General features: G+C 67.1%; 13 protein-coding genes. 11 read left to right on the forward strand and 2 right to left on the reverse strand.

Annotated elements, in window-relative coordinates; all coding sequences use genetic code 11:
• From MYA_RS00490 to MYA_RS32060, 7 genes are all read left to right on the forward strand, one after another.
• Positions 1-540: a F0F1 ATP synthase subunit delta gene (locus tag MYA_RS00490; RefSeq protein ID WP_011882813.1), complete on the forward strand. Its 540-nt coding sequence runs from the start codon at positions 1-3 to the stop codon at positions 538-540.
• 44 nt (positions 541-584) lie between these two features.
• Positions 585-2126 carry a F0F1 ATP synthase subunit alpha gene (gene atpA / locus MYA_RS00495; RefSeq protein ID WP_011882814.1) on the forward strand — a complete coding sequence of 514 codons (1542 nt, stop codon included), beginning with the start codon at positions 585-587 and terminating at the stop codon, positions 2124-2126.
• A 69-nt stretch (positions 2127-2195) separates the two neighbouring features.
• Positions 2196-3071 carry a F0F1 ATP synthase subunit gamma gene (atpG, locus tag MYA_RS00500; RefSeq protein WP_011882815.1) on the forward strand — a complete coding sequence of 292 codons (876 nt, stop codon included), beginning with the start codon at positions 2196-2198 and terminating at the stop codon, positions 3069-3071.
• A 65-nt stretch (positions 3072-3136) separates the two neighbouring features.
• A complete protein-coding gene (gene atpD, locus MYA_RS00505) occupies positions 3137-4531 on the forward strand; it encodes a F0F1 ATP synthase subunit beta (RefSeq protein WP_011882816.1) in 1395 nt (464 codons plus the stop codon).
• A 160-nt stretch (positions 4532-4691) separates the two neighbouring features.
• Positions 4692-5117: a F0F1 ATP synthase subunit epsilon gene (locus MYA_RS00510; protein WP_011882817.1), complete on the forward strand. Its 426-nt coding sequence runs from the start codon at positions 4692-4694 to the stop codon at positions 5115-5117.
• Between the two features lie 257 nt (positions 5118-5374).
• Positions 5375-7102, forward strand: a complete 1728-nt coding sequence (locus MYA_RS00515; RefSeq protein ID WP_014722174.1) for an AMP-binding protein — start codon at positions 5375-5377, stop codon at positions 7100-7102.
• Positions 7103-7296: 194 nt separating this feature from the next.
• Positions 7297-7533: a hypothetical protein gene (locus tag MYA_RS32060; RefSeq protein WP_164715973.1), complete on the forward strand. Its 237-nt coding sequence runs from the start codon at positions 7297-7299 to the stop codon at positions 7531-7533.
• A gap of 175 nt (positions 7534-7708) precedes the next feature.
• Here the strand turns inward: MYA_RS32060 and MYA_RS00520 are convergent, their stop codons facing one another.
• Complete coding sequence (locus tag MYA_RS00520; protein ID WP_014722177.1) at positions 7709-8506, reverse strand: transporter substrate-binding domain-containing protein; 798 nt, start codon at positions 8504-8506, stop codon at positions 7709-7711.
• A 146-nt stretch (positions 8507-8652) separates the two neighbouring features.
• Here MYA_RS00520 and hemE point away from each other — a divergent pair, with 146 nt between their 5' ends.
• The 4 genes from hemE to MYA_RS00540 all read left to right on the forward strand — a co-directional run bounded on the left by hemE (position 8653) and on the right by MYA_RS00540 (position 17954).
• Positions 8653-9747 carry a uroporphyrinogen decarboxylase gene (gene hemE, locus MYA_RS00525; RefSeq protein ID WP_014722178.1) on the forward strand — a complete coding sequence of 365 codons (1095 nt, stop codon included), beginning with the start codon at positions 8653-8655 and terminating at the stop codon, positions 9745-9747.
• 445 nt (positions 9748-10192) lie between these two features.
• On the forward strand, positions 10193-12454 hold the full coding sequence (locus MYA_RS00530; protein WP_014722179.1) for a primosomal protein N': 2262 nt from the start codon (positions 10193-10195) through the stop codon (positions 12452-12454).
• Positions 12455-12800: 346 nt separating this feature from the next.
• Positions 12801-16730, forward strand: coding sequence for a trifunctional transcriptional regulator/proline dehydrogenase/L-glutamate gamma-semialdehyde dehydrogenase (putA, locus tag MYA_RS00535; RefSeq protein ID WP_011882823.1), 3930 nt, complete (start codon positions 12801-12803; stop codon positions 16728-16730).
• Between the two features lie 84 nt (positions 16731-16814).
• Positions 16815-17954 (forward strand): branched-chain amino acid ABC transporter substrate-binding protein, encoded by a 1140-nt coding sequence (locus tag MYA_RS00540; protein WP_011882824.1) that lies wholly within the window; start codon positions 16815-16817, stop codon positions 17952-17954.
• A gap of 120 nt (positions 17955-18074) precedes the next feature.
• Here the strand turns inward: MYA_RS00540 and MYA_RS00545 are convergent, their stop codons facing one another.
• On the reverse strand, positions 18075-19727 hold the full coding sequence (locus MYA_RS00545; RefSeq protein ID WP_014722180.1) for an acyl-CoA dehydrogenase family protein: 1653 nt from the start codon (positions 19725-19727) through the stop codon (positions 18075-18077).
• Positions 19728-19814 lie beyond the last annotated feature (87 nt).

A 19814-nucleotide genomic window follows, 5' to 3' on the forward strand; every position in this document is an offset into this window, starting at 1 on the left:
ATGGCCGAACTTGCAACCATCGCCCGCCCTTACGCAGAAGCGCTGTTCCGCGTGGCCGAGGGCGGTGACATCGCCGCCTGGTCCACGCTCGTGCAAGAGCTGGCCCAGGTTGCGCATCTGCCGGAAGTGCTGTCGGTCGCGTCGAGCCCGAAGGTGACCCGCAAGCAAGTAGCCGAGCTGCTGCTTGTTGCGGTGAAGTCGCCGCTCGCGGCTGGCGCCGAAGCGAAGAACTTCGTGCAGATGCTGGTCGACAATCATCGCATCGCGCTGCTGCCGGAAATCGCCGAGCAGTTCGAGGCGCTCAAGAACGAACGTGAAGGTGCAGCCGACGCCGAGATCGTGAGCGCGTTCCCGCTGGAAGGCGCGGAGCTCGACAGTCTCGTCTCGGGCCTCGAACGCAAGTTCAAGCGCAAGCTGAAACCGACGGTCGAAGTCGATTCGTCGCTGATCGGCGGCGTGCGCGTGACGGTCGGCGACGAAGTGCTCGACACCTCGGTTCGCGCGCGCCTCGCATCGATGCAGGCTGCGTTGACCGCCTGAGCGCCACGCCGGCACGCAACAGAATTGACTATCAGGAGCGAATAATGCAACTCAATCCCTCTGAGATCAGCGAGCTGATCAAGAGCCGGATCCAGGGCCTTGAAGCGAGCGCAGACGTTCGCAACCAGGGCACCGTGATCTCCGTGACCGACGGTATCGTGCGCATCCACGGCCTGTCCGACGTGATGCAGGGCGAAATGCTCGAGTTCCCGGGCAACACGTTCGGCCTCGCGCTGAACCTCGAGCGCGACTCGGTCGGCGCGGTGATTCTCGGCGAATACGAACACATCTCGGAAGGCGACGTCGTCAAGACGACGGGCCGCATCCTGGAAGTGCCGGTTGGTCCGGAACTCGTCGGCCGCGTGGTCGATGCGCTCGGCAACCCGATCGACGGCAAGGGCCCGGTCAACGCCAAGCTGACCGACGCGATCGAAAAGATCGCCCCGGGCGTGATCTGGCGTAAGTCGGTGTCGCAGCCGGTGCAGACGGGCATCAAGTCGATCGACGCGATGGTGCCGATCGGCCGTGGCCAGCGTGAGCTGATCATCGGCGACCGTCAGTGCGGCAAGACCGCGGTGGCGCTCGACGCGATCATCAACCAGAAGGGCAAGGACCTGATCTGTATCTACGTCGCGATCGGCCAGAAGGCTTCGTCGATCATGAACGTGGTTCGCAAGCTCGAAGAAACGGGCGCGATGGAATACACGATCGTCGTCGCCGCTTCGGCGTCGGATTCGGCCGCGATGCAGTACCTGGCACCGTACGCCGGCTGCACGATGGGCGAATACTTCCGCGACCGCGGTCAAGACGCGCTGATCATCTATGACGACTTGACCAAGCAGGCATGGGCATACCGTCAGATCTCGCTGCTGCTGCGCCGCCCGCCGGGCCGTGAAGCGTACCCGGGCGACGTGTTCTATCTGCACTCGCGTCTGCTCGAGCGTGCGGCTCGCGTGTCGGAAGAGTACGTCGAGAAGTTCACGAACGGCGAAGTGAAGGGCAAGAGCGGCTCGCTGACGGCACTGCCGGTCATCGAAACGCAAGCCGGCGACGTGACCGCGTTCGTTCCGACGAACGTGATCTCGATCACCGACGGCCAGATCTTCCTGGAAACCGACCTGTTCAACGCAGGCATCCGCCCGGCAATCAACGCCGGCGTGTCGGTGTCGCGCGTCGGTGGCGCCGCTCAGACGAAGGTCGTGAAGAAGCTGTCGGGCGGTATCCGTACCGACCTCGCGCAGTACCGTGAACTGGCCGCATTCGCGCAGTTCGCATCGGACCTCGACGAAGCGACCCGCAAGCAGCTCGAGCGCGGCCGCCGCGTGACGGAACTGCTGAAGCAGCCGCAGTACCAGCCGCTGCAGGTGTGGGAACTGGCCGTGTCGCTGTACGCCGCGAACAACGGCTACCTCGACGATCTCGACGTCAAGCAAGTGCTGTCGTTCGAGAAGGGCCTGCGCGACAACCTGAAGACCAGCCACGCTGACCTCATCAAGCGCATCGAAGACACCAAGGACCTCTCGAAGGACGACGAAGGCGCGCTGCGCGCGGCGATCGAATCCTTCAAGAAGTCGGGTGCCTATTGATCCGCGAGTGACACAACGGGGCAGCGCGGGTGCTGAGGCGCCCGCGCCGCTCCGGTCAAGGAGCAAGCTATGGCTGGAATGAAGGAAATTCGCGGCAAGATCAAGAGCGTGCAAAACACGCGCAAGATCACGAAGGCGATGGAGATGGTGGCCGCATCGAAGATGCGCCGCGCGCAGGAACGCATGCGCGCCGCTCGTCCGTACGCGGACAAGGTCCGTGCCATCGCCGCGCACATGAGCCGTGCGAACCCGGAGTACCGCCACCCGTTCATGGTGGCGAACGACGGCGCGAAGACGGCCGGCATCATCCTCGTCACGACGGACAAGGGTCTTTGCGGCGGTCTGAACACCAACGTGCTGCGTGCGACGGTGCAGAAGTTCAAGGAGCTCGAAGAGCGGGGCCAGAAGGTCGAAGCTACCGCAATCGGCAGCAAGGGCCTCGGGTTCCTGAACCGCTTCGGCGCGAAGGTGATGTCGCAGGTCGTACACCTCGGCGACACCCCGCACCTGGACAAGCTGATCGGCGCCGTGAAGACGCAGCTCGATCTGTACTCGGAAGGCAAGCTGTCGGCCGTTTATATCGCGTACACGCGCTTCGTCAACACGATGAAGCAGGAAGCCGTGATCGAACAGCTGCTGCCGCTGTCGGCGGACCACTTCGACGCCAATGACGGTACGCCGGCCACGTCGTGGGACTACATCTACGAGCCGGACGCGCAGGCAGTCGTCGACGAACTGCTCGTGCGTTACGTCGAGGCGCTGGTGTACCAGGCCGTCGCGGAAAACATGGCGTCCGAGCAATCGGCGCGCATGGTCGCGATGAAGGCCGCGTCCGACAACGCGAAGACGGTGATCAGCGAACTGCAGCTCGTGTACAACAAGAGCCGCCAGGCCGCGATTACGAAAGAACTGTCGGAGATCGTCGGCGGCGCAGCTGCTGTTTAAGCGCGCGCCCGGACGACAACTGCGCCTTTGCGCGAGTAAAGAATCAGGTATTTAAAGGAAAAGCGATGAGTACTGCTGCTTTGGTAGAAGGCAAGATCGTACAGTGCATCGGCGCCGTTATCGACGTGGAATTCCCGCGCGACAGCATGCCGAAGATCTACGACGCGCTTATTCTCGATGGCTCGGAACTGACGCTCGAAGTCCAGCAGCAGCTGGGCGACGGCGTGGTCCGCACCATCTGTCTGGGTGCATCCGACGGCCTGCGCCGCGGCCTGACCGTGAAGAACACGGCCAAGCCGATTTCGGTGCCGGTCGGCAAGCCGACCCTCGGTCGTATCATGGACGTCCTCGGCCGTCCGATCGACGAGGCCGGCCCGATCGAAAGCGAACATACGCGTTCGATCCACCAGAAGGCTCCGGCGTTCGACGAGCTGTCGCCGTCGACCGAACTGCTCGAAACGGGTATCAAGGTCATCGACCTGATCTGCCCGTTCGCGAAGGGCGGCAAGGTCGGTCTGTTCGGTGGTGCAGGCGTGGGCAAGACCGTCAACATGATGGAGCTCATCAACAACATCGCGAAGGAGCACGGCGGTTACTCCGTGTTCGCGGGCGTGGGCGAGCGTACCCGTGAAGGGAACGACTTCTACCACGAAATGAAGGACTCGAACGTTCTCGACAAGGTCGCGCTGGTGTACGGCCAGATGAACGAGCCGCCGGGCAACCGTCTGCGCGTCGCGCTGACCGGCCTGACGATGGCTGAGCACTTCCGTGACGAAGGCCTCGACGTGCTGTTCTTCGTCGACAACATCTACCGTTTCACGCTGGCCGGTACCGAAGTGTCGGCACTGCTCGGCCGTATGCCGTCGGCAGTGGGCTATCAGCCGACGCTGGCTGAAGAAATGGGCAAGCTGCAAGAGCGCATCACGTCGACCAAGAAGGGCTCGATTACGTCGGTTCAGGCCGTGTACGTCCCTGCGGACGACTTGACCGACCCGTCGCCGGCGACCACCTTCGGTCACTTGGACGCAACCGTCGTTCTGTCGCGTGACATCGCTTCGCTGGGTATCTACCCGGCGGTCGACCCGCTCGACTCGACGTCGCGCCAGATCGACCCGAACGTGATCGGCGAAGAGCACTACACGATCACGCGTCGCGTTCAGCAAACGCTGCAGCGCTACAAGGAACTGCGCGACATCATCGCGATTCTGGGCATGGACGAACTGTCGCCGGAAGACAAGCTGTCGGTCGCACGTGCGCGTAAGATCCAGCGTTTCCTGTCGCAGCCGTTCCACGTCGCGGAAGTGTTCACGGGCTCGCCGGGCAAGTACGTGCCGCTGAAGGAAACGATCCGCGGCTTCAAGATGATCGTCGACGGCGAGTGCGACCACCTGCCGGAACAGGCGTTCTACATGGTCGGCACGATCGACGAAGCCTTCGAAAAGGCCAAGAAGATCCAGTAAGGGCTTGAGTGAGTAGCACGCTGGCGCGCGCCGGCCGGCTGCACGAACCGTCGATGGCTCGTGCGCCGGCCGGCCGCGCCGACCGCAATACGCTCAACCCGCCGTGCATGGGACGAGCGCACGCGCCTTGCGGCGTTTGCGCTCGTTGACAGGAGTCGATATGGCAACCATCAAAGTAGACGTCGTCAGCGCGGAAGAGCAGATCTTCTCGGGCGAGGCGAAATTCGTCGCGCTGCCGGGCGAAACGGGTGAGCTGGGTATTCTGCCGGGTCACACGCCGCTGATCACGCGGATCCGTCCGGGTGCGGTGCGCATCGAAGTCGAGGGCAGCAACGACGAATTCGTGTTCGTCGCGGGCGGCATCCTCGAAGTGCAGCCGGGCGCCGTGACGGTGCTCGCCGATACCGCGATCCGCGGCAAGGACCTCGACGCGGCGAAAGCCGAGGACGCGCGCAAGCGTGCCGAGGAAACGCTGCAGAACGCGAAGTCGGACCTCGACCTCGCAAAGGCGCAATCGGAGCTCGCGACCGCGATGGCGCAGCTCGAAGCGATCCAGCGTCTGGCGAAGATCCGCAGCCGGCACTGAGCCGCGCGCGCGTATCCCGCGAAAGAAAGCAGCCTTCGGGCTGCTTTTTTTTCGTCCGGCGGTTTCGTCGCGGTTGTGCCGGCCGCGTCGTATCGTCCGATCGTGCTATTTCATCCGCGCGCAGCGATTCGATGTCAGAGTGTCGTCAGCGGAGCGCGGCATCATCCGCTCGTAGGCCGCCCGTCGCGAGTGCGGCGGAGCGGTGCGCCTAACGCGCGCGCCGGGCCGATCAGACAAAAAAACGGACGGAGACATCGATGGCAGCAGACCTTGGCATGCGGGCGCTGATCGCGCCCGAAAACGGACTCTCGTACGTGCGCGGCGCAACCGACGTGCCGCTATCCGAAGCGACGATCGGCCGCTTCCTGCTCGACACGGCCGGCCGCTTTCCGGACCGCCCGGCGGTCGTGTTCCGCGAGCAGCAGGTGCGCTGGAGCTGGCGCGAATTCGCGCACGAGGTCGACGTGCTGGCGGCCGGCCTCGTCGAGCTCGGGATCGTGAAGGGCGATCGCGTCGGCATCTGGTCGCCGAACCGCAGCGAATGGCTGCTGACGCAGTTCGCGACCGCGCGCATCGGCGCGGTGCTCGTCAACATCAACCCGGCCTACCGGCTCGCGGAACTCGAATACGCGCTCAACAAGGTGGGCTGCAAGGCCGTGATCGCGGCCGAGCGCTTCAAGAGCTCCGCCTATGTCGAGATGCTGCAGACGATCGCACCCGAACTCGCGAGCGCGACGCCCGGCGATCTGCACGCGGCGCGCGTGCCGAGCCTGCGCACGGTCGTGTCGATGGGAGACGTCGCGCCTGCCGGCATGTTCCGCTTCGCGGACGTGATGGCGCGCGGCCGCGACACGCTCGATGCCGCGCGGCTCGATGCGATCGGCGCGACGCTCGCGGCCGGCGAGGCGATCAACATCCAGTTCACGAGCGGCACCACGGGAAGCCCCAAGGGTGCGACGCTCACGCACCGCAACGTCGTCAACAACGCGCGCTCGATCGCGATGGCGATGCGCTTCACCGAACAGGACGCGCTCTGCATTCCCGTGCCGCTGTATCACTGCTTCGGGATGGTGCTGGCGGTGCTCGCGTGCGTGTCGACGGGCGCGGCGATGGTGTTCCCCGGCGAGGCGTTCGATCCGGTCGCGACGCTCGCGGCCGTGGCCGACGAGCGATGCACCGCGCTGCACGGCGTGCCGACGATGTTCATCGCCGAACTCGATCATCCCGAGTTCAAGACGTTCGACCTGTCGACGCTGCGCACCGGGATCATGGCCGGTTCGCCTTGCCCGATCGAGACGATGAAGCGCGTCGTGTCGCAGATGCATCTGTCGGAGATCACGATCGCGTACGGGATGACCGAAACGAGCCCCGTGTCGTTCCAGAGCTCGACCGACGATCCGCTCGAGAAGCGCACGACGACGGTCGGGCGGATTCAGCCGCATCTCGAGGTGAAGATCGTCGACCCGGGCGGCGACATCGTGCCGGTCGGCGCGACCGGCGAGCTGTGCACGAAGGGCTATTCGGTGATGCTCGGCTACTGGGACGACGACGCGAAGACGCGCGAGGTGCTGATCGACGGCTGGATGCACACGGGCGATCTCGCGACGCTCGACGGGCAGGGCTACTGCAACATCGTCGGCCGGCTGAAGGACATGGTGATTCGCGGCGGCGAGAACGTGTATCCGCGCGAGATCGAAGAATTCCTGTTCAGGCATCCGAAGATTCAGAGCGCGCAGGTGTTCGGCCTGCCCGATGCGAAATACGGCGAGGAGCTGTGCGCGTGGATCGTGCTGCGCGCCGGCGAGCAGATGACCGAAGACGACGTGCGCGCGTTCTGCCAAGGCCAGATCGCGCACTACAAGATTCCGCGCTACATCCGCTTCGTCGACGAACTGCCGATGACGGTGACCGGCAAGGTGCAGAAATTCGTGATGCGCGAACGGATGATCGAAGAGTTGAAGCTCGACGTGCAGAAGACCGCGTGAAGCGGTACGGCGCCGGAGGAAACGCGGCGGCCGGCAGGCCGTTGCGTTTTCGATGGACGAAAAAAAGCGGGCTTATTAGCCCGCTAAAAACCACACGCTACGGGGTTAGCGCGAGGAGACCAAAGTTGAAACCGGATCCGGCGGGGGGCCGGAAACGACTCCAACAGGGATGCCCCTGGGAAGGGCTTCGGTACGTGACCGACTGGGCTCGCAGCGCTTCGCGTCCGCTCACACTTGGCACACGAGACCGCATCCGTGTTGAAACCGTTGAGGCCATTGTGGGCGAATTGACGGCCCATCGCGGTAACAAAGTGTTTCAGGTTGTAACGCCCGTCGGACAAGGCTTTCCGGGATTTTTTGCTGTTTTCGGCGTCCTGAAAAAGGTCATATTTACTTATCTTTTCCGCCGAGTTTTCATCGCGTGCGCGTAATGCGGTTTTCGCGCGGTTCAGTGTCGTCGAATTGCGGATTTGCTCGGCGAAACGCGCATTGCGCGGCAGATGCCGCGCTCGCCGATTCAATCGTCAGAAAGATTTTGAAACGGGTTCGGCGTGCGCGACGGGCGGCCGGATACATGTTCGACGCCCGCCGCCGCCGGCCATCACATCATTTCAGCCACTTGTCGGAGATCGTCTGGTACGCGCCGGTCGCCAGCGCGAGATGCAGCCACTGGTCGACGTACTGCTGAAACACGACGTCGCCGCGCGGCACCATGTAGGCTTTTTCGCCGAACTGGAACGGCTTGTCCGGATGCACCGAGCACAGGCCCGGATTCAGCTTTTGCTGCAGCAGCGTCTCGGACGCATCGGTCACCATCACGTCGGCCTTGCCGGCGAGGATCTGCTTGAAGATCGTCACGTTGTCCGGATAAACGCTCAGGTTCGCGTGCGTGAAGAACTGCTTCGCGAAGCGCTCGTTGGTGCCGCCCGGGTTCACGATCACGCGGGTCTCGGGCCGGTCGATCTGCGCGATGGTCTGGTATTTGTCGGCGTCGGCGCAGCGCACGATCGGCGTCTTGCCGTCGACCACGTACGGTTGCGTGAAGAACACGCGCTTCTGACGCTCGAGCGTCGTCGACACGCCGCCCACGGCGATATCGCATTTCGCGACGAAGTCGTTGGTGAGGCTCGACCAGCTCGTCTTCACGAACTCGGCCTTCACGCCGAGCGAAGTCGCGAGCGATTCGGCCATGTCGATGTCGATGCCCTCGAAGCGCCCGTCGCCCCGATAGTACGAATACGGTTTGTAGTCGCCGGTCGTGCAGACGCGCAGCGTGCCGCGTGCGAGCACGTCGTCGAGCCGCGAGCCTGCGGCGGCCGTGGCCGCAGTGGCCTGCGCATGCGCGGCGCCGCAGCAGAACAGCGTCGCGGCGCCCAGCGCGGCGAGTGTGGCGAATCGTTTCATCGGTCTCCTCCGTTGTTCGGTGATATCAGCGTTCGATCATAACGGAGCCGTCGCGCGCGTCATATGGCCGCCATCGCATCGGCATGACGGCCGCGCGGCCGCGCTCCGGTAAAATGCCGGTTTGCTCTCGCATCGTCGCTCCTACCGTGGCCTATACCCTGCTCAACGACACCTTCCTGCGTGCGCTTCTGCGCGAGCCGACCGACTACACGCCGATCTGGCTGATGCGCCAGGCCGGCCGCTATCTGCCCGAATACAACGCGACGCGCGCCCGCGCCGGCAGTTTCCTCGGCCTCGCGAAGAATCCCGACTACGCGACCGAAGTGACGTTGCAGCCGCTCGATCGTTTCCCGCTCGATGCGGCGATCCTGTTCTCCGACATCCTGACGATTCCCGATGCCATGGGGCTCGGCCTCGACTTCCAGGCCGGCGAAGGGCCGAAGTTCGCGCATCCGGTGCGCACCGAGGCCGACGTCGCGAAGCTCGCGGTGCCGGACATCGACGAAACGCTCGGCTATGTCACGGGCGCGGTGCGCGAGATCCGTCGCGCGCTGACCGACGGTCAGGGCCGGCAGCGCGTGCCGCTGATCGGCTTCTCGGGCAGCCCGTGGACGCTCGCGTGCTACATGGTCGAAGGCGGCGGATCGGACGATTTCCGCACGGTGAAGTCGATGGCGTATTCGCGCCCCGACCTGATGCACCGGATCCTCGACGTGAACGCGCAGGCCGTGGCCGCGTACCTGAACGCGCAGATCGAAGCCGGCGCGCAGGCCGTGATGATCTTCGACACCTGGGGCGGCGCGCTGGCCGACGGCGCATACCAGCGCTTCTCGCTGGATTACATCCGCCGCGTGGTCGCGCAGCTCAAGCGCGAGCACGACGGCGAACGCGTGCCGGTGATCACGTTCACGAAGGGCGGCGGGCTGTGGCTCGAGGAAATCGCGGCGACCGGCGTCGACGCGGTCGGGCTCGACTGGACGGTGAATCTCGGCGCCGCGCGCGAGCGCGTGGCGGGGCGCGTGGCGTTGCAGGGCAACCTCGACCCGACGATCCTGTTCGCGCCGCCTGCTGCAGTGCGGGAACAGGCGCGCGCGGTACTCGACAGCTACGGCAATCACCCGGGCCACGTGTTCAACCTCGGCCACGGCATTTCGCAGTTCACGTCGCCCGACCACGTCGCCGAACTCGTCGACGAGGTGCATGGCTACAGCCGCAAGCTGCGTAGCGGAGCCGCGGGCTGAACGCAAGCGCCGGCATGCTGCGCCGCGGAATCGCAGCGTTTCGCGGCCGGCGCTAAACAGGGCGCAACCCCGCCCCGGATGCCGATTCATCGCTTGTCAAGACTTGACTTATACACATTTTCCACGTTGCAGCGCGGTAGAGGCCTGTATCGGTCGAATTGTCTCGCTATGGTTGGGGAATTTGAATAGCAGCCTTATGGAATAAGGCTCCGCGGGGCGCGGCGCAGCGCGGCCGAAATCGGCGGAAAGCGCCGCCGCACGCCCTTCTCGGCTATTCCGCGCCGAGTTCTCAACAAAGTTATCCACAGGCTGGTCAGGGTATACGGCGATTCCTAATGCGAATCCAAAACTTAGCGCCGAATGTGAAGTTTTACTTTAAGTCCGCCACCGCACCCGGCGTGCTGCACTGCGTCGGCGCTGCGTCCATCGCCGCGGGAGTGCGGTGATGGACGGCGCCTATCTGCGGGTCGCGCTCGACCATCCGCTGGCCACGCTGTTCGACTATCGTTGCGACGTGCAGCCGGTGCCGGGGCCGGGCACGCTGGTCCAGGTGCCGTTCGGCAAGCGGCAGGCCGTCGGCCTCGTGTGCGAAGTGACGACTCACACGGATGTGCCGCCCTCCCGCTTGCGCGCGATCGATGCGGTCTGTACCGAGCTTCCGCCGCTCGGATCGGACTGGCTGGCGCTCGTTGCATTCGCGGCCGACTACTATCAGCGCGGGCGCGGCGAAGTCGCGTTGCCGGCGTTGCCGCAGGCGCTGCGCGACGCGCAGCGCTGGGGCCGGCTGCTGGCGCCGGAGCTGCGCTATCGGCTGACCGACGCCGGCCGCGCGGCGCTTCCCGATGCGCTGCCCGCACGAGGCGCCGCGCTGCGGCGGCTCGCCCAGGCACTCGCGGACGCCGATTCGCTGACGCTGCCCGATGCGCGCGCGATGCACCCGAAGGCCGCCGCGACGCTCGACGACTGGGCGGCGCGGGGCTGGGTGGCCGTCGACGAAATCGGCTGGGGCGATGCGCCTGTGCCCAAAGCTGTGGATAACCTGTCGACAAGCAGTGGAAGATCTGTGCCGCCGGCGCTGACCGACCAGCAGGCCGAGGCGCTCGACGCGATTCGCGCGGCACAGGGCTTCGCGCCGTTCCTGCTGCACGGCGTGACCGGCAGCGGCAAGACCGAGGTCTATCTGCACGCGCTGGCCGCGTTGCTCGACGCGCGGCCGGACGCGCAGGCGCTCGTGCTGGTGCCCGAAATCAACCTGACGCCGCAGTTCGAGGCCGCGTTTCGCGCGCGCTTCGCGGGCACGCTCGCCGACGACGCGATCGTCACGCTGCACAGCGGGCTCGCCGAAGGCGAACGCGCGCGCAACTGGCTCGCCGCACATACCGGGCGCGCGCGCATCGTGCTCGGCACGCGGCTGGCGGTGCTCGCGTCGTTGCCGATGCTCGCCTTGATCGTCGTCGACGAAGAACACGAGCCCGCGTACAAGCAGCAGGAAGGCCTGCGCTATTCGGCGCGCGATCTGGCCGTATGGCGTGCGAAGCATCTCGGCATTCCGGTCGTGCTCGGCTCGGCGACGCCGTCGCTCGAGAGCTGGTGGCAGGCCGAGCAGGGCCGCTACACGCGGCTCACGCTGTCGCGCCGCGCGGTGGCCGATGCGACGCTGCCGACCGTGCGCCTGATCGATCTCGAAGAGGAGCGGCGGCGCGGGCGCGCGTCGATGGGCGGACTCTCCGGGCCGCTCGTCGCGGCGCTGAAGGCGCGCCTCGAACGCGGCGAACAGAGCCTCGTGTTCCTGAACCGGCGCGGCTACGCGCCGCAACTCGCGTGTGACGCATGCGGCTGGGTCGCCGGCTGCCCGCGCTGCAGCGCCTACGTCGTGCTGCACAAGCCCGAGCATGCGCTGCGCTGCCATCACTGCGGCTGGGAAGCGCGCATTCCGCGCTCGTGTCCGGAATGCGGAAACGTCGACATCGCACCGCTCGGCCGCGGCACCCAGCGCATCGAGGAGGCGCTCGCCGAGGCCGTGCCGGGCGCGCGCGTGCTGCGCATCGACGCGGACAGCACGCGCCGCAAGGGCAGCGCGCAGGCGCTGTTCTCCAACGTGCATGCGGGCGAGGTGGACATCCTGGTCGGCACGCAGATGATCGCGAAGGGGCACGACTTCCAGCGCGTCTCGCTCGTCGGCGTGCTGAATGCCGACACCGCGCTGTTCTCGCACGATTTCCGCGCGAGCGAGCGGCTGTTCGCGCAACTGATGCAGGTGAGCGGCCGCGCGGGCCGCGCCGGGCTGCCCGGCGAGGTGCTCGTGCAGACGCGCTATCCGCGTCACGCGCTGTATCACGCGCTCGGCCGGCACGATTACGTCGGCTTCGCCAATTCGACGCTCGGCGAGCGGCGCGACGCGCACCTGCCGCCGTTCGTCTACCAGGCGCTGTTGCGCGCCGAAGGGCGCACGCTCGACGCGGCGCTCGGGTTCCTGCTGCAGGCGGCCGCCGCGCTGCCGGGGCTGCCGGGCGCCGAGCGCGTGACCGTCTACGACGCCGTGCCGATGACGATCGTGAAGGTCGCGAACGTCCATCGCGCGCAGCTGCTGCTCGAGAGCGCGTCGCGCTCGGCGCTGCAGCATGCGCTGCGCGCATGGCAGCCGCAGCTGCGCGCGTTGAAGGGCGTGCTGCGGTGGAGCATCGAGGTCGATCCGCTCGACATCTGAGCGCGGCGCGGGCTGCCGCTTCACGCCGCCACGCTATGGCCCTTTCCCGCCTGCCGGCCCGCCGCGTGCGCGGCGCCGCGCGCGTCGACACCGTCAGTGCAACCCGCTTCGGCCACACGCCGCAAAAGCCGCCGCCGCCGGCCAAACGGCACGGATCAGGGAAAACACCGATCCGCCGACCACGGGCAACTCCTAGGTTGCAACCGCCTAAGTGGCTGATTATATTGACTATCCAATGGGTGCAACCGGCCGTGTAATTCGGTTGCACCTTTTTATTGCGTGCCGTAGGATTTCGCGCATCCTCTCACACCACATGGCCGGACCCGCGCCGGCGCACGAACCCACCATGGCAAGCACGACTCTCGGCGTCAAAGTCGACGACCTTCTCCGCTCGCGCCTGAAAGACGCGGCGACGCGTCTCGAGCGCACTCCCCACTGGCTGATCAAGCAGGCGATCTTCGCGTATCTCGAGCGCATCGAGCACGGTCAGTTGCCGCCCGAGCTGTCGGGCAGCAGCGGCGTGACCGAGCTCGCCGACGGCCACGCGGCGGAAGACGACGACAACTCGCCGCATCCGTTCCTCGAGTTCGCGCAGAACGTGCAGCCGCAATCGGTGCTGCGCGCGGCGATCACCGCCGCGTATCGCCGCCCCGAGCCGGAATGCGTGCCGTTCCTGCTGGGCCAGGCGCGCCTGCCGGCGAACCTGCAGGCGGACGTGCAGACGCTCGCGACGCACCTCGTCGAGACGCTGCGCGAGAAGAGCTCGGGCGGCGGCGTCGAAGGGCTGATCCACGAGTTTTCGCTGTCGAGCCAGGAAGGCGTCGCGCTGATGTGCCTCGCCGAAGCGCTGCTGCGCATCCCCGACCGCGCGACGCGCGATGCGCTGATCCGCGACAAGATCAGCAAGGGCGACTGGCGCTCGCACGTCGGCCACGCGCCGTCGCTGTTCGTGAACGCGGCGACCTGGGGCCTGATGATCACCGGCAAGCTGGTGACGACCAACAGCGAAGCGGGGCTGTCGTCGGCGCTCACGCGCCTGATCGGGCGCGGCGGCGAGCCGCTGATCCGCAAGGGCGTCGACATGGCGATGCGCCTGATGGGCGAGCAGTTCGTCACCGGCGAGACGATTTCGGAAGCGCTGGCGAACAGCCGCAAGTACGAAGCGCGCGGCTTCCGCTACTCGTACGACATGCTCGGCGAAGCGGCGACCACCGAAGAGGACGCGCTGCGCTACTACGCGTCGTACGAGCAGGCGATCCACGCGATCGGCAAGGCCGCGGGCGGCCGCGGCATCTACGAGGGCCCGGGCATCTCGATCAAGCTGTCGGCGCTGCACGCGCGCTACTCGCGCTCGCAGCAGGACCGCACGATGAGCGAGCTGCTGCCGCGCGTGCGTGCGCTCGCGCTGCTCGCGCGCCGCTACGACATCGGCCTGAACATCGACGCGGAAGAAGCCGACCGGCTCGAGCTGTCGCTCGACCTGCTCGAGGCGCTGTGTTTCGATCCGGATCTCGCCGGCTGGAACGGCATCGGTTTCGTCGTGCAGGGCTATCAGAAGCGTTGCCCGTTCGTGATCGACTACCTGATCGATCTCGCGCGCCGCAGCCGTCACCGCCTGATGATCCGCCTCGTGAAGGGCGCGTACTGGGACAGCGAAATCAAGCGCGCGCAGGTCGACGGCCTCGAAGGCTATCCGGTCTATACGCGCAAGATCTACACCGACGTGTCGTACCTCGCGTGCGCGAAGAAGCTGCTCGCGGCGCCCGACGCCGTGTACCCGCAGTTCGCGACGCACAACGCGTACACGCTCGCCGCGATCTATCACCTGGCCGGCCAGAACTACTACCCGGGCCAGTACGAATTCCAGTGCCTGCACGGGATGGGCGAGCCGCTGTACGAGGAAGTCACCGGCCGCGATAAGCTGAACCGCCCGTGCCGCGTCTACGCGCCGGTCGGCACGCACGAAACGCTGCTCGCGTACCTCGTGCGCCGCCTGCTGGAGAACGGCGCGAACACGTCGTTCGTGAACCGCATCGCCGACAAGACGGTATCGGTGAAGGAGCTGGTCGCCGACCCGGTCGACGAGGCGTCGAAGGTCGTGCCGCTCGGCGCGCCGCACGCGAAGATCCCGCTGCCGCGCAACCTGTACGGCGACGAGCGCGCCAACTCGATGGGCCTCGACCTGTCGAACGAGCACCGTCTCGCGTCGCTGTCGTCGGCGCTGCTCGCGAGCGCGCATCATCCGTGGCGCGCGGCGCCGATGCTGGCCGACGACGCGCTCGCCGACGCCCCGGCGCGCGACGTGCGCAACCCGGCCGACCAGCGCGACGTGGTCGGCGCGGTCAGCGAAGCGACGTCCGAGCACGTGAGCGCGGCGCTCGCCCACGCGGTCGCGGCCGCGCCGATCTGGCAGGCGACGCCGGTCGATGCGCGCGCCGACTGCCTGGTGCGCGCAGCCGATCTGCTCGAAGCGCAGATGCACACGCTGATGGGCCTGATCGTGCGCGAAGCCGGCAAGTCGCTGCCGAACGCGATCGCCGAAATCCGCGAAGCCGTCGACTTCCTGCGCTACTACGCGGCGCAGATCCGCGGCGAGTTCTCGAACGACACGCACCGTCCGCTCGGCCCGGTGGTCTGCATCAGCCCGTGGAACTTCCCGCTCGCGATCTTCATGGGGCAGGTGGCCGCCGCGCTCGCGGCCGGCAACACGGTGCTCGCCAAGCCGGCCGAACAGACGCCGCTGATCGCCGCGCAGGCCGTGCGCCTGCTGCGCGAGGCCGGCGTGCCGGCCGGCGCGGTGCAGCTGCTGCCGGGCACCGGCGAAACCGTCGGCGCGGCGCTGGTCGCCGATCCGCGCACGCGTGCGGTGATGTTCACCGGCTCGACCGAAGTCGCGCGCCTGATCAACAAGACGCTGTCCGCGCGGCTCGACCCGGACGGCAAGCCGATTCCGCTGATCGCCGAAACGGGCGGCCAGAACGCGATGATCGTCGACTCGTCGGCGCTCGCGGAGCAGGTCGTCGCGGACGTGATGCAATCGTCGTTCGACTCGGCCGGTCAACGCTGCTCGGCGCTGCGCGTTCTGTGTCTGCAGGACGATGTCGCCGACCGTACGCTGACGATGCTCAAGGGCGCGATGCACGAGCTGGCGCTCGGCAACCCGGACCGTCTGTCGACCGACGTCGGCCCGGTGATCGACGCCGAAGCGAAGCAGACGATCGACACGCACGTCGCCGCGATGAAGGACAAGGGCCACGCGGTCACGCAGCTGCCGATGCCCGACGCCTGCGCGCACGGCACCTTCGTGCCGCCGACGCTGATCGAGATCGGCAGCATCGACGAGTTGAAGCGCGAGGTGTTCGGCCCCGTGCTGCACGTGGTGCGTTACCGCCGCAGCCAGCTCGACAAGCTGCTCGAGCAGATCCGCGCGACCGGTTACGGGCTCACGCTCGGCATCCACACGCGGATCGACGAGACGATCGCGCACGTGATCGCCAATGCGCACGTCGGCAACATCTACGTGAACCGCAACGTGATCGGCGCGGTGGTCGGCGTGCAGCCGTTCGGCGGCGAAGGGCTGTCGGGCACGGGCCCGAAGGCCGGCGGCGCGCTGTACCTGCAGCGTCTGCTCGCGACGCGTCCGTCGGGCTTGCCGAAGGCGCTCGCGCAGACGCTGATCGCCGACGGCGTGGCCGAAGGCGAGCAGCGCGGCAATCCGGCGGCGGCGCTCACCGCGCTGCGCGACTGGCTGATCGAGCAGCGCGAGCCGGCGCTGGCGGCGCGCTGCGACGGCTATCTGTCCCAGGTGCCGGCCGGTGCGACGGCCGTGCTGACCGGGCCGACGGGCGAGCGAAACACGTATACACTCGGCCCGCGCGGCACGGTGCTGTGTGTCGCGGCCACGCCGAGCGGCGCGCGCGCGCAGTTCGCGGCGGTGCTGGCGACGGGCAACCGGGCGCTGTTCGCCGGCTCGGCGGGCGAGGCGCTGGTCGCCGCGCTGCCGGCCGCGCTGAAGGGCCATGCGGCCGTGCGCAAGCAGGCCGACGCGCCGTTCGACGCCGTGCTGTTCGAAGGCGACAGCGACGAGCTGCAGACGCTCGTGAAGGACGTCGCGCAGCGCCCGGGGCCGATCGTGTCGGTGCAGGGCGTGTCGGCGGGCGCGTTCGAGAACGGCGACGCGGAAGACTACGCGCTCGAGCGGCTGCTGACCGAGCGCTCGGTCAGCGTGAACACGGCCGCGGCGGGTGGCAATGCGAATTTGATGACGATCGGCTGACGATCCTTGCCGTTCGGATCAAACAAAGGGAGTGGCAAGGCGATCCCGAAGCCGCTCCATTTACCCTGGTACCAAGGAGATGCTATGCAACACACGATGAAAAAGCTGGCAGGCGCGACGTTCGTCGCTGTCATGTCGCTTGCGGGGACGGCCCATGCGGACGACGTGAAGATCGGTTACGCAGGGCCGATGACGGGCGCCCAGGCTCACTACGGCAAGGATATGCAGAACGGGATCGTGCTCGCGCTGGAAGACTTCAACGCGACGAACCCGAAGATCGGCGGCAAGCCGGTGAAGTTCGTGCTCGAGACACAGGACGATCAGGCTGACCCGCGCACCGGCACGACGGTCGCGCAGAAGCTGGTCGACGACGGCATCAAGGGCATGCTCGGCCACTTCAACTCGGGCACGACGATTCCGGCATCGCGCATCTACGCGAACGCCGGCATTCCGGAAATCGCGATGGCGACGGCGCCGGAATACACGCAGCAGGGTTACAAGACGACCTTCCGCATGATGACGTCCGACACGCAGCAGGGCTCGGTGGCGGGCACCTTCGCGGCGAAGGATCTCGGCTTGAAGAAGATCGCGATCGTCGACGACCGCACGGCTTATGGCCAGGGTCTTGCCGACCAGTTCGAGAAGGCTGCGAAGGCGGCCGGCGCGACGATCGTCGATCGTGAATTCACGAACGACAAGGCCGTCGACTTCAAGGCGATCCTGACCAAGCTGAAGGCGGCGAAGCCGGATCTCGTCTACTACGGCGGCGCGGACTCACAGGCAGCGCCGATGGTCAAGCAGATGAAGACGCTCGGCTTCACCGCACCGCTGATGAGCGGCGAAATGGTGAAGACGCCGACGTTCCTGAAGATCGCGGGCAACGCGGCCGACGGCACGATCGCATCGCTGGCCGGCCTGCCGCTCGACGAAATGCCCGGCGGCAAGTCGTACGCGGAGAAGTACAAGAAGCGTTTCGGCGAAGACGTCCAGACCTACTCGCCGTATGCCTACGACGGCGCGATGGCGATGCTGAACGCGATGAAGAAGGCCGATTCGACCGATCCGGCGAAGTATCTGCCGGTCCTCGCGAAGACCGACATGGCCGGCGTGACGTCGACGCACGTCGCGTACGACGCGAAGGGCGACCTGAAGAACGGCGGCATCACGATGTACAAGGTCGAGAAGGGCGAGTGGAAGCCGCTGAAGAGCATCGGCGGCAAGTAAGCACGATGCGGATCGCGGGCGGCGCCGAACGGCGTCGCGTCGCGCATCCTGCGGGAAAGCCGTCGGGCCTTCGAGCCCGGCGGCTTTTTTGTTGGCGGGTTGGCGGGTACTGCGGCGACGTCAGGCGCGGTACGCACGCTCCAGCAACGCCGCGACATCCATCGCACGCGGATCGAAGCCGCCCGCGACGCGTCCCCAGTCCGGCGCCGCGAGCCGCGTCGCGATGAACGCATCGGCGACCGCGGCGGGCGCATCGCGTGTGAGCAGGCAGGCCTGCGCCACCAGCGCGAGCCGCTGCGCGAACAGGCGCGCCGAGGCTTCGAGCGCGTCGGCCGGCGTCGCCAGCATCGCGTGCAGCACGTCGAGCGCCGCGCGGATGCGCGGCTCGCCCGCGCCCAGCTCCGTCAGCTCGGCGAGCAGCGCGGCCGCCGCGTCGGGCTCGCGCGACACGGCGCGCAACACGTCGATGCACATCACGTTGCCCGAGCCTTCCCAGATCGAATTCACCGGCGCTTCGCGGAACAGCCGCGCAATCGGCCCGTCGTCGACGTAGCCGTTGCCGCCGAACACTTCCATCACCTCGCCGGTCAGCTCGACCGCGCGCTTGCAGACCCAGAACTTCGCGGCCGGCGTGACGATCCGCTTCCATGCGCGCTCGCGCGGCGAGTCGTCGAGCTCGAATGCGTCGGCGATGCGCATCGCCAGCACCAGCGCCGCCTCGCTCTCGAGCGCGAGATCGGCGAGCACCGTGCGCATCAGCGGCTGCTCGGCGAGCGCCCGCCCGAACGCGTGGCGCTGGCGCGTGTACGCGATCGCCTGCACGACGCCCTGGCGCAGCATCGCCGCGCTGCCGAGCACGCAGTTCAGCCGCGTGTAGGTCGCCATCTCGATGATGGTCGGAATGCCGCGCCCCTCGTCGCCGAGCATGATGCCCCACGCGTCGTTCAGCTCGATCTCGCTGCTCGAGTTGCTGCGGTTGCCGACCTTGTTCTTCAGCCGCTGGATCTCGACCGCGTTCTTCGTGCCGTCGGGCCGCCAGCGCGGCACGTAGAAGCACGACGGGCCGCCCGCTTCGGTGCGCGCGACGACGAGATGCGCGTCGCACATCGGCGCGGAGAAGAACCACTTGTGCCCGCGCAGCCGGTATTCGCCGCCGCGCCCACCGGCGCCGCTGGCGGTCGCGAGTGTCGTGTTGGCGCGCACGTCGGAGCCGCCCTGTTTCTCCGTCATGCCCATCCCGAACCAGATCGAGCGCTTGCCGGCGAGCGGCACGTCGCGCGGATCGTAGTCGTCGCTGTACAGCTTGTCGCGCAGCAGCGCCCACAGCGCGGGCTCCTTCTGCAGCAGCGGAATCGCGGCCTGCGTCATCGTCGCCGGGCACAGCGTGCCGGCCTCGATCTGGCCGTGCAGGTAGAAGCCCGCCGCGGTCGCCGCCCAGCGGCCGCGGCGTGTGTCGCGGAACGCGAGCGACACCAGGCCTTCGTTGCGGTACATGCCGAGCAGCGTGTGCCAGGCCGGGTGGAACTCGACACGGTCGATGCGGCGCCCGCGCCGGTCGAACGCGTTCAGCTCGGGCGTGTGGCGGTTCGCTTCGTCGGCGAGGCGCGCCGTGTCGGCGCTGCCGAGTCGCGCGCCGTATGCGTCGAGCTGCGGCGCGGCCCAGCCGGCGCCCGCGCGGGCGAGCGCGTCGCGCAGCGCGGCGTCGGTGGCGAACAGGTTATAGTCGACCAGTTCGTCGAACTGGTTCGTGACGGCATGGGTCGCTTCGGTCATCGGGCTGTCTCCGGTGTCGTGCTTCGCGGCCGCTCGTGTGCCGGTTTCCCGTCAACCGCGTGTTCCGCTGAATTTCAGAGTAGCAAA

Origin of the sequence: Burkholderia sp. KJ006 (assembly GCF_000262695.1) — a bacterium.
GTDB lineage: Bacteria > Pseudomonadota > Gammaproteobacteria > Burkholderiales > Burkholderiaceae > Burkholderia > Burkholderia vietnamiensis.

What these genes read in the sequence shown, in the direction of transcription:
- MYA_RS00520 (WP_014722177.1), bottom strand. Translation starts at nt 8,506, where the DNA reads ATGAAACGATTCGCCACACTCGCCGCGCTGGGCGCCGCGACGCTGTTC.
- atpD (WP_011882816.1), top strand. Translation starts at nt 3,137, where the DNA reads ATGAGTACTGCTGCTTTGGTAGAAGGCAAGATCGTACAGTGCATCGGC.
- MYA_RS00540 (WP_011882824.1), top strand. Translation starts at nt 16,815, where the DNA reads ATGCAACACACGATGAAAAAGCTGGCAGGCGCGACGTTCGTCGCTGTC.
- MYA_RS00490 (WP_011882813.1), top strand. Translation starts at nt 1, where the DNA reads ATGGCCGAACTTGCAACCATCGCCCGCCCTTACGCAGAAGCGCTGTTC.
- MYA_RS00530 (WP_014722179.1), top strand. Translation starts at nt 10,193, where the DNA reads ATGGACGGCGCCTATCTGCGGGTCGCGCTCGACCATCCGCTGGCCACG.
- putA (WP_011882823.1), top strand. Translation starts at nt 12,801, where the DNA reads ATGGCAAGCACGACTCTCGGCGTCAAAGTCGACGACCTTCTCCGCTCG.
- MYA_RS00510 (WP_011882817.1), top strand. Translation starts at nt 4,692, where the DNA reads ATGGCAACCATCAAAGTAGACGTCGTCAGCGCGGAAGAGCAGATCTTC.
- atpG (WP_011882815.1), top strand. Translation starts at nt 2,196, where the DNA reads ATGGCTGGAATGAAGGAAATTCGCGGCAAGATCAAGAGCGTGCAAAAC.
- MYA_RS00545 (WP_014722180.1), bottom strand. Translation starts at nt 19,727, where the DNA reads ATGACCGAAGCGACCCATGCCGTCACGAACCAGTTCGACGAACTGGTC.
- atpA (WP_011882814.1), top strand. Translation starts at nt 585, where the DNA reads ATGCAACTCAATCCCTCTGAGATCAGCGAGCTGATCAAGAGCCGGATC.
- MYA_RS00515 (WP_014722174.1), top strand. Translation starts at nt 5,375, where the DNA reads ATGGCAGCAGACCTTGGCATGCGGGCGCTGATCGCGCCCGAAAACGGA.